This is a genomic window from Cupriavidus sp. HMR-1, from assembly GCF_000319775.1.
Lineage (GTDB): Bacteria > Pseudomonadota > Gammaproteobacteria > Burkholderiales > Burkholderiaceae > Cupriavidus > Cupriavidus metallidurans.
In genome coordinates, this window is record NZ_ANKP01000254.1 from 18,319 (window position 1) to 27,793 (window position 9,475).

Here is a 9,475-nt window from a genome sequence, read left to right on the forward strand (position 1 = left end):
GGTTTCCCGGCGGCGCAGGCCACAAGACCATATCGTGTGGGCGACTTTGTTAGCATTGCGTGCCTCAACCCCACATATCCATATTAGAAGCGGAGTCTGTCTTGAGTCTCACCATTGAACAGGTAACCGAAGTCCTGCGGACCGTGATCGACCCCAACACGGGCAAGGACCTCGTGTCCACGCGCTCGGCGCGCAACGTGCGGGTCGATGGCGGCGACGTTTCCGTGGAAGTGGAGCTCGGATACCCCGGCAAGAGCCAGTTCGAGCCCATCCGCAAGCTCGTGATCGGCGCGCTGCGCAATCTGCCGGGCGTAACCAATGTCAGCGTGGCGATGTCGATGAAGATTGTCGCCCACGCGGTGCAGCGCGGCGTCAAGTTGCTGCCGGGCGTGCGCAATGTGATCGCCGTGGCCTCTGGCAAGGGCGGGGTGGGCAAGTCCACCACCGCCGTGAACCTGGCGCTGGCGCTGGCCGCCGAAGGCGCGCGCGTCGGCATGCTGGACGCCGATATCTACGGCCCGAGCCTGCCGATGATGCTGGGTATCGACGGCCGGCCCGAATCGACCGATGGCCAGACCATGGAGCCAATGGAGGGTCATGGCCTGCAGGCCAACTCGATCGGTTTCCTGATCGAACAGGATAATCCGATGGTATGGCGCGGCCCGATGGTCACGTCGGCCCTGGAACAACTGCTGCGCCAGACCAACTGGCACGACCTGGACTACCTGATCGTCGACATGCCCCCGGGCACCGGCGACATCCAGCTCACGTTGTCGCAGAAGGTGCCCGTCACGGGCGCCGTGATCGTGACGACCCCGCAGGACATCGCCCTGCTCGACGCCCGCAAGGGCCTGAAGATGTTCGAAAAGGTCGGCATTCCGATTCTCGGCATCGTCGAGAACATGGCGGTCTACTGCTGCCCGAACTGTGGCCATGTCGAACACATCTTCGGCGAAGGCGGCGCGGAGCGGATGAGCACCGAGTATGGCGTGGACCTCCTGGGCAGCCTGCCGCTGAACCTGTCGATCCGCGAGCAGGCCGACTCCGGACGCCCGACCGTCGTGGCCGAACCGGACAGCCCGATTTCGACGATCTACCGCGAAGTGGCGCGCAAGGTGGCGATCAAGGTTGCCGACAAGACGCGCGACATGAGCAACAAGTTCCCGAGCATCGTCGTTCAGAACACCTGACCTTCACCGGAGCCCGCCGTGGACCAACCCGCTGTTCCCGAGCCGGAAGCCTTGCCCGCTGGCAGGCCGTCGGTGACGATGGCGGTGGTCATGCGCCGTGTTGCGCTGACCAACCGCTGGCAACCCTGGAAGTGGGAGCTCGATGCCGTGCTGCCGGATCTCGGCGAGTTCGGCACGGCGCCGAAGCGGCTCGACGCGGACGAGCACGGTGAGCACTGGGCGCATCCCGGCTATGCGGTCACGCTGTACCGCGACGAGGGTGAGGGCTACTACCTGAACCTGACCTCCACCGCGCCATGCTGGTTCGTGCTCTGGCGCATGGCCGAGGAGCCCGACGAGGATGGCGAGACGCGCCCGGTGCCGGTTACGGTGAGCCTGTCGTATAACGAGGCGGGGCGCTGGCTCGACGCAGGCGAGAACGTCGAGAACGTGCCGCTGGAGCCGGAGCAGCGCGCGTGGCTCCAGGCGTTCACGGACCAGCACTATCGGCCCGAACCCAAGAAGCGGCGCCGGCCGGAATCGTTCAAGGCGCCCGAAGAACGTGCGCGCTATTGAGGGATGGCGATGAGCGACGGCGATAGCTCCTTCCTGTCCCGCTGGTCGCGCCGCAAGGCGGCGGTCCGCGAGGGCAAGCCCGTGCCGGAGGAACAGGTACAGGCGCCGGCTGCGTTGCCGTCCCCCGTCGCGACATCGCCGGACGTGGCAGCGGCTGTTCCAACGCCCGCCGCATCCCCAGTACCGATGCCGACGCTTGCGGACGTGGCCGTGCTGCGCCCGGGCGACAACATCGCCCGCTTCGTGGCACAGGGGGTCGACGAGTCCGTCAAACGTGCGGCATTGAAGACCTTGTTCGCCGATCCGCACTTCAACGTGATGGACGGTCTGGACACTTACATCGACGACTACAGCAAGCCCGACCCGATCCCGCCCGAGATCCTGCGCAAGCTGCGGCAGTCGGAGACGCTGGGGCTGTTCGATCCGGTCGAGGAGGCCGAAGACGTCGCGGAAGTCGCGGAAGTCGAAGAGGCTGGAAAGGCCGTGGATGACGCGGCGGCTTCGCAGGCACCGCAACCCGGGCAGGGAAAGCAGGCAGCAGTGGCCGAGGAGCCCACGGCCTCGTCCGGGCCGGACGAAGATCCTGCTGCGGACAAACACGCGTAGCCGCTGACCCGGCACGAGCCTAGAATAGGCCACTCCCACAAATCCGCCGACGCATGATCCTTCCGCGACGAGAAGGCGCGCATCGGCCGCTGCGCAAGTCCAAATGCCGACGCTGATCTGCAATTGCAATGACACCATGCCGCTCGACGGCGCGGCGCTGGCCAAGGCCAGTGGCGGTAACCAGGATGCGACGCAGGGCACCGCGCCGCTGAAGGTGCATCGCCTGCTGTGCCGCCGCGAGATCGGCGATTTCCGGAAGGCGCTCGATGGCACGGACGACGTGATCGTCGCGTGCACGCAGGAAAGCCCGCTGTTCACCGAGGTGGCCGCGCAAACGGCCAGTGAGCAAGGTGTGATGACCGCGCCGGTCCGCTTCGTCAACATTCGCGAGACCGGTGGATGGTCGGCCGGGGCGCGGCGTGATCCGGCCACGGCCAACGCCAAGATCGCCGCGCTGCTTGCGGTGGCGGCGTTGCCCGATCCCGATCCGGTGGCCACGGTCGATTACCGCTCCGAAGGCACGGTACTGATCATGGGACCCGCCGCTCGCGCACTGCCGTGGGCGGGTCGCCTCAGTGAGGCGGGGCTCGATGTGACCGTGCTGCTGGGCCAGGCCGACGGCGTGGTGGACAGCGGCGCGAATCCGGCGGATCGCGCGTGGCCGGTTCACAGTGGCAGGCTCGCGTCGCTGGCTGGCTGGCTGGGCACGTTCACTGCCACCTGGGAGACCGGTGCCGGCAAGAGCAATCCGATCGACCTGGATCTGTGCACGCGCTGCAATGCCTGCATCGCGGCCTGCCCCGAGCAGGCGATCGACTTCAGCTACCAGATCGACCTCGACCGTTGCCGAGATCATCGCGAGTGCGTGAAAGCGTGCGGCGCGGCGGCGGCCATTGATTTCGATCGCCCGGCTGCGACCGAATCGGGCCGGTTCGACATCGTCTTCGATCTCAACGATTCACCGGCTTTCGCGATGCATCAGCCGCCGCAAGGCTATCTGCATGCGGGTGGAGATGTCGCGCGCCAGTACGCGCTGGCGCTGACCGCGCAACAGCTGGTCGGCGAATTCGAGAAACCGAAGTTCTTCCGCTACAAGGAAAGCCTCTGCGCCCACGGCCGCAACCAGACGACGGGCTGCACGGCTTGCATCGACATCTGTTCGACGCAGGCGATCAGTTCGCACTGGCGCGACGGCAAGGGCCGTATCGAAGTCACGCCGAACCTGTGCATGGGCTGCGGCGCGTGCACGACGGTTTGCCCGAGCGGTGCCATCAGCTATGGCTACCCTGGCCCGGAGACGTTTGGCGAACGCCTGCGCACGCTGGTGACCACTTACAGCCGTGCCGGCGGCCGTGATGCCGTATTGCTGATCCACGGCGCGGAGCACGGTACGCCGGCCATCCTCGCACTGGGTCGCGCCTCGCGGGCCGGGCGGGCACGGGGCGTGCCGCCGAACGTGATTCCGGTTTCGGCATTCCATCCGGCCTCGACGGGCATCGAGTTGTGGCTGGCTGCCCTGTGCTGGGGTGCCGGCGGCGTGGCCGTGCTGCTGACTGGCGACGAAGCGCCGCAATACCGTGCGGCGCTGCTCGAGCAGATGGCTGTGGCCCGGGCCATCCTGGAGGGCTTCGGCTATCGTGGCCAGCGGCTGGCGCTGATCGAGGCGAGCGACGTTGCCGCGCTCGATGTGGGGCTGGGCGCGATTTCCACGCCGGCCGAACCGCTGAGTCCGCTGCCAGTCGCGGGATTCCGCGCCGCGCTGGCCAAGCGCGAAACCCTGGATTTCGTTGTGGATCACCTGGCGCGCAATGCTCCGGTGCCCGCCGAAACGATGGCGCTGCCTGCGGGCGCGCCGCTTGGGGCCGTGCAGGTCGATACCGCCCGCTGTACCCTGTGCATGGCCTGCGTGGGCGCGTGTCCGACGCAGGCACTGCGCGACAACGCCGAGCGGCCCGTGCTGGCCTTTGTCGAGCGCAACTGCGTGCAGTGCGGGCTGTGCGAGAAGACTTGCCCCGAGGGCGCGATCACGCTGGTGCCACGCCTGCTGGCAGGCGATGCCGCGCGCCGGCCCGTCACGCTCAACGAAACCCAGCCGTTCCATTGCGTCCGTTGCGGCAAACCATTTGGCACGGCGCAGATGGTGGAATCCATGCTGGTCCGGCTGGCTGGCCATCCGGCGTTTGCTGGTGCGGCGGCTGAGCGGCTGAAGATGTGCAGCGACTGCCGGGTCGTCGACATGGTGGAAAAGGATAGCGGCGCCGCCACGGGCGCGACGCTGCAATAGGGCAGCGCACGGCATAGAGCCCTACAGAAGGGATAAACGGAAGGGATGCATCACAATATGAGCGATTTCCAGCCGATTCAGCTTACCGCCCAGGCGCCGGCGCACGGCGAGCCCGATCCCGAGGACACCGCGCGCGCCGATCTCTACGGTCTGCTGGCCACGCTGTTCTATCAGGCGCCCGATGCGACGCTGTTGCACCATATCGCTGCCAATCGCGCGTCAGGTGCAGATGCCGATACCGTGCTTGGTCGCGCGTGGAATATGTTGTGCGACGCAGCATCGATCACGACCGCCGCGGAAGCCGCGGACGAATACGCGCAGCTGTTCGTCGGCGTCGGCAAGCAGGAGATCTTTCTCTACGGCTCGTTCTATCAGGCCGGCTTTCTCAACGAGCGGCCATTGGTGGCATTGCGTGACGATCTGGCCCGCTACGGGCTCACGCGGCACGATAACGTCAGCGAAACCGAGGACCACGTGGCCGCGCTGTGCGAGGTGATGCGCTATCTCGTGGCCGGCGATGACCTGGCGGTGTCGAATCTTGGCGAGCAGCAACGCTTCTTCGCCCGGCATCTGCAGCCTTGGGTGGACCGGTTGTGCGACGCACTCGAGAACCATCCGCAGGCCCGCTTCTACCGCAGTGCCGCAGGACTGTTACGCGCGTTTTGCAGCGTCGAGGCTGTCGCGCTCGAGATGCACTGAGCGGGGGCGAGGTCGGGGTTTGTCCGATATTTACGGATTTTGCGGCCGCGTGCGTGGTCATTCGGTGGTGTTGCAACTAGAATATGCAAAACACGTCATAAATAAATCATCCATCGGTACGGCATAGCCGAGGAGTCCTCATGGAAGATAAACAACCCCGGGTCGCACGTCGCACCTTTCTGGCGGGTGCCGGCGTGGTTGCCGCAGCCGGCGCCGCCGTTGTGGCCACGCGCGGACAGCCCGCGCTTGCCGAGGCCGTCGCCGCCAAGGCCGAGCCCGCCGATCCCGCGCCGGGCAGTGATGGCTACCGGGTCTCTGCCCATATCCGCAAGTACTACCGGACCACGCTGGTTTAGGCATGTTGCCCCGGGCGTGCTGGCGCGCGCCCGAGTTGTCGCACACGCCAACCGCTCTGATCGAGGCAAGCCATGACCCCCCTGACCCGCAAACGTGCGAACAACGGCGCGAACGACGGCGCCAACCATCGCGCGGACCAAGGCCAGACCGGCCGGCTCAGCAGCCGGCTCGCTGATTCCAGTTCGCAATCCCAGTCCCAGTCATCAGGACGCCTGTCCGCGCGCCTTGCCGCAGGTCTGGCCGGCGCCATGCCGACCATGGACCGCCGCAGCTTCCTCAAGCGTTCGGGCATCGGCGTTGGCGCGGGGCTGGCTGCCACGCAACTGACGATGATGCGTCGCGCCGATGCCGACGACGGCAAGAGCGGAGCAGGCGGCAAGGGCGATATCGTCGTGCGCCGCACGGTCTGCGGCCACTGCTCGGTGGGTTGCGCGGTCGACGCGGTGGTGCAGAACGGCGTGTGGGTGCGGCAGGAGCCCGTGTTCGATTCGCCGATCAACCTGGGCGCGCATTGCGCCAAGGGCGCCGCGCTGCGCGAGCATGGTCACGGCGAATACCGGCTGAAGTACCCGATGAAGCTGGTCAACGGCAAGTACCAGCGCATTTCCTGGGATCAGGCGCTCGACGAGATCAGCGCGAAGCTCAAGCAGATCCGCCAGGAAACCGGACCGGATTCGTTGTTCTTCATCGGCTCGTCCAAGCACAGCAACGAACAGTCCTACCTGCTGCGCAAGTGGGTCTCGTTCTTCGGCACCAACAATACCGACCACCAGGCGCGCATCTGCCATTCGACCACCGTGGCTGGCGTGGCGAACACCTGGGGCTACGGTGCGATGACCAATTCGTACAACGACATGCAGAACGCCAAGGCGGCGCTGTATATCGGTTCGAATGCGGCCGAGGCGCATCCGGTGTCGATGCTCCACCTGCTTCACGCCAAGGAGAGCGGCTGCAAGGTGATCGTGGTCGACCCGCGCTACACGCGCACGGCGGCCAAGTCCGATCACTATGTCCGCATCCGCTCGGGCACCGATATCGCGTTCCTGTTCGGCGTGCTGTATCACATCTTCCAGAACGGCTGGGAAGACAAGAAGTACCTGGCTGACCGCGTCTACGGCATGGACAAGGTCAAGGAGGAAGTGCTGGCCAAGTGGACGCCGGACAAGGTCGAGGAAGTCTGCGGCGTGCCCGAGGCCGAAGTCCGGTACGTGGCCGAGACGATGGCGAAGAACCGCCCGTCCACGCTGGTCTGGTGCATGGGCCAGACGCAGCACACAATCGGCAACGCCATCGTGCGGGCATCGTGCATCGTGCAACTGGCGCTCGGCAACATCGGTGTGTCGGGCGGCGGCGCCAACATCTTCCGTGGCCACGACAACGTGCAGGGCGCCACCGACGTGGGGCCGAACCCGGATTCGCTGCCGGGCTACTACGGCCTGGCTGCCGGCGCGTGGAAGCACTTCGCGACGGTCTGGGGCGTGGACTACGAATGGATCAAGAAGCAGTTCGCCTCGCAGGCGATGATGGAGAAGTCCGGCACCACGGTGTCGCGCTGGATCGACATTGTCACCGAGAAGCCGGAACTGATTGACCAGGACCACAACGTGCGTGGCGTGTTCTTCTGGGGCCATGCGCCGAACTCGCAGACGCGCGGCCTGGAGATGAAGCGCGCGCTCGACAAGCTCGACCTGCTTGTCGTGATCGACCCGTATCCGTCGGCTACGGCCGCCATGGCCAACATGCCGGCGACCGAAGGCGATACCCCCAACCCGAACCGTGCCGTGTACCTGCTGCCGGCCTGCACCCAGTTCGAGACCTCGGGTTCGTGCACGGCGTCGAACCGTTCGCTGCAATGGCGCGAAAAGGTGATCGAGCCGCTGTTCGAGTCGATGCCCGACCACGCAATCATGCAGGCGTTCGCCGAGAAGCTGGGCTTTGCCAACGAACTGTCGAAGAACTACAAGCTGGTCGAGGTCAAGCGCGCAGGACGCACGTGGCGGGAGCCCGAGACCGAATCGATCCTGCGCGAGATCAACGCCGGCAACTGGACCATCGGCTACACGGGCCAGTCACCCCAGCGACTGAAGGCCCACATGCGCAATATGCACATGTTCGATGTGCGCTCGTTGCGCTGCAAGGGCGGCAAGGACCCGGTCACCGGCTATGACATCACCGGTGATTACTTCGGCCTGCCATGGCCCTGCTACGGCACGCCGGAGCTGAAGCACCCGGGCTCGCCGAACCTCTACGACACCAGCAGGAACGTGATGGACGGCGGCGGTAATTTCCGCGCCAACTTCGGTGTGGAGCGTGATGGCGTGAGCCTGCTGGCGGCCGATGGATCGCACTCGCTGGGCGCGGACATCACCACCGGGTATCCGGAATTCGACGCGGTGCTGCTCAAGAAGCTCGGGTGGTGGGACGAACTGACCGACGCCGAGAAGAAGGCGGCCGATGGCAAGAACTGGAAGACCGACCTGTCGGGCGGCATCCAGCGCGTGGTGATGAAGAACCACGGCTGCCACCCGTTCGGCAATGCCCGCGCGCGGGCCGTGGTCTGGAACTTCCCGGACCCGATCCCGCAACACCGCGAGCCGCTGTACTCGACGCGCCCGGACATGGTCGCCAAGTACCCGACCCACGACGACAAGATGGCCTTCTGGCGCCTGCCCACGCTCTACAAGACCGTGCAGCAGCGCAACATCGAGAACAAGGTCTACGAGAAATTCCCGATCATCCTGACCTCGGGCCGTCTGGTCGAGTACGAGGGCGGTGGCGAGGAAACGCGCTCGAACCCGTGGCTGGCCGAGTTGCAGCAGGAGAACTTCGTCGAGATCAACCCGAAGGCGGCATCCGAACGCGGCATCCGCAACGGTGACTACTGCTGGGTCAAGACGCCGACCGGCGCCAGGATCAAGGTGCGCGCGCTGGTGACCGAGCGCGTGGGCGTGGATACGGCGTTCATCCCGTTCCATTTCTCTGGCTGGTGGCAGGGCAAGGATCTCAAGCCCTACTACCCGGAGGGCGCGATGCCGATCGTGCGCGGGGAGGCGGTGAACACCGCCACCACCTACGGCTATGACTCGGTGACGATGATGCAGGAAACCAAGACCACCGTTTGCCAGATCGAGCGGTTCGCATAAGGACGGAGACGCAAATGGCCCGCATGAAATTCATTTGTGATGCCGAGCGTTGCATCGAGTGCAATAGCTGCGTCACCGCATGCAAGAACGAGCACGAGGTGCCCTGGGGTGTGAACCGGCGCCGCGTGGTGACGGTCAACGATGGTGTGGTCGGCGCGGAGAAGTCGATCTCGGTGGCCTGCATGCACTGCTCCGATGCGCCGTGCATGGCGGTCTGCCCGGTCGATTGCTTCTATCGCACCGAAGACGGCGTGGTGCTGCACGACAAGGATGTCTGCATCGGCTGCGGCTACTGCTCATACGCCTGCCCATTCGGCGCGCCGCAGTTCCCGAGCGAAGGTACCTTCGGCGTGCGCGGCAAGATGGACAAGTGCACGTTCTGCAACGGCGGCCCGGAAGCCAACGGCAGCGAGGCAGAGTTCGAGAAGTACGGCCGCAACCGCCTGGCCGAAGGCAAGCTGCCGCTGTGCGCGGAAATGTGTTCGACCAAGGCGTTGCTCGGCGGCGATGGCGACGTGATCGCCGACATCCTGCGCAATCGCGTGATCAAGCGCGGCAAGGGCGGCGACGTCTTCGGCTGGGGCACGGCCTACGGCGGCGTCAAGGCGCAGCCGGCAGCGGGCACGCCGCCCGCGGCGCCG

8 protein-coding genes are annotated in these 9,475 nt (G+C 65.8%); all 8 read left to right on the forward strand.

The genetic code is table 11. The features are described 5' to 3' along the window. The first annotated feature begins 101 nt into the window (after positions 1-101). Positions 102-1,190 (forward strand): iron-sulfur cluster carrier protein ApbC, encoded by a 1,089-nt coding sequence (gene apbC, locus D769_RS28000; RefSeq protein ID WP_008651774.1) that lies wholly within the window; start codon positions 102-104, stop codon positions 1,188-1,190. A gap of 78 nt (positions 1,191-1,268) precedes the next feature. Continuing rightward, positions 1,269-1,745, forward strand: a complete 477-nt coding sequence (locus D769_RS28005) for a DUF3305 domain-containing protein (RefSeq protein WP_008651775.1) — start codon at positions 1,269-1,271, stop codon at positions 1,743-1,745. Positions 1,746-1,754: 9 nt separating this feature from the next. Beyond that, positions 1,755-2,351: a DUF3306 domain-containing protein gene (locus D769_RS28010; RefSeq protein WP_040011312.1), complete on the forward strand. Its 597-nt coding sequence runs from the start codon at positions 1,755-1,757 to the stop codon at positions 2,349-2,351. Between the two features lie 103 nt (positions 2,352-2,454). Further along, positions 2,455-4,635: a 4Fe-4S dicluster domain-containing protein gene (locus D769_RS28015; RefSeq protein ID WP_008651779.1), complete on the forward strand. Its 2,181-nt coding sequence runs from the start codon at positions 2,455-2,457 to the stop codon at positions 4,633-4,635. 57 nt (positions 4,636-4,692) lie between these two features. Beyond that, positions 4,693-5,334, forward strand: a complete 642-nt coding sequence (locus D769_RS28020) for a molecular chaperone TorD family protein (RefSeq protein ID WP_187192247.1) — start codon at positions 4,693-4,695, stop codon at positions 5,332-5,334. 140 nt (positions 5,335-5,474) lie between these two features. Further along, entirely contained in the window at positions 5,475-5,690 is a 216-nt protein-coding gene (locus tag D769_RS28025; protein ID WP_008651781.1) for a hypothetical protein, read from the forward strand. Between the two features lie 72 nt (positions 5,691-5,762). Continuing rightward, positions 5,763-8,834, forward strand: coding sequence for a molybdopterin-dependent oxidoreductase (locus tag D769_RS28030; RefSeq protein WP_008651783.1), 3,072 nt, complete (start codon positions 5,763-5,765; stop codon positions 8,832-8,834). A 14-nt stretch (positions 8,835-8,848) separates the two neighbouring features. After that, positions 8,849-9,475 (forward strand): formate dehydrogenase FDH3 subunit beta (gene fdh3B / locus D769_RS28035; RefSeq protein WP_008651784.1); only part of this gene is annotated, 627 nt, incomplete at its 3' end.

What these genes read in the sequence shown, in the direction of transcription:
- D769_RS28010 (WP_040011312.1), top strand. Translation starts at nt 1,755, where the DNA reads ATGAGCGACGGCGATAGCTCCTTCCTGTCCCGCTGGTCGCGCCGCAAG.
- D769_RS28005 (WP_008651775.1), top strand. Translation starts at nt 1,269, where the DNA reads ATGGCGGTGGTCATGCGCCGTGTTGCGCTGACCAACCGCTGGCAACCC.
- D769_RS28030 (WP_008651783.1), top strand. Translation starts at nt 5,763, where the DNA reads ATGACCCCCCTGACCCGCAAACGTGCGAACAACGGCGCGAACGACGGC.
- D769_RS28015 (WP_008651779.1), top strand. Translation starts at nt 2,455, where the DNA reads ATGCCGACGCTGATCTGCAATTGCAATGACACCATGCCGCTCGACGGC.
- D769_RS28020 (WP_187192247.1), top strand. Translation starts at nt 4,693, where the DNA reads ATGAGCGATTTCCAGCCGATTCAGCTTACCGCCCAGGCGCCGGCGCAC.
- D769_RS28025 (WP_008651781.1), top strand. Translation starts at nt 5,475, where the DNA reads ATGGAAGATAAACAACCCCGGGTCGCACGTCGCACCTTTCTGGCGGGT.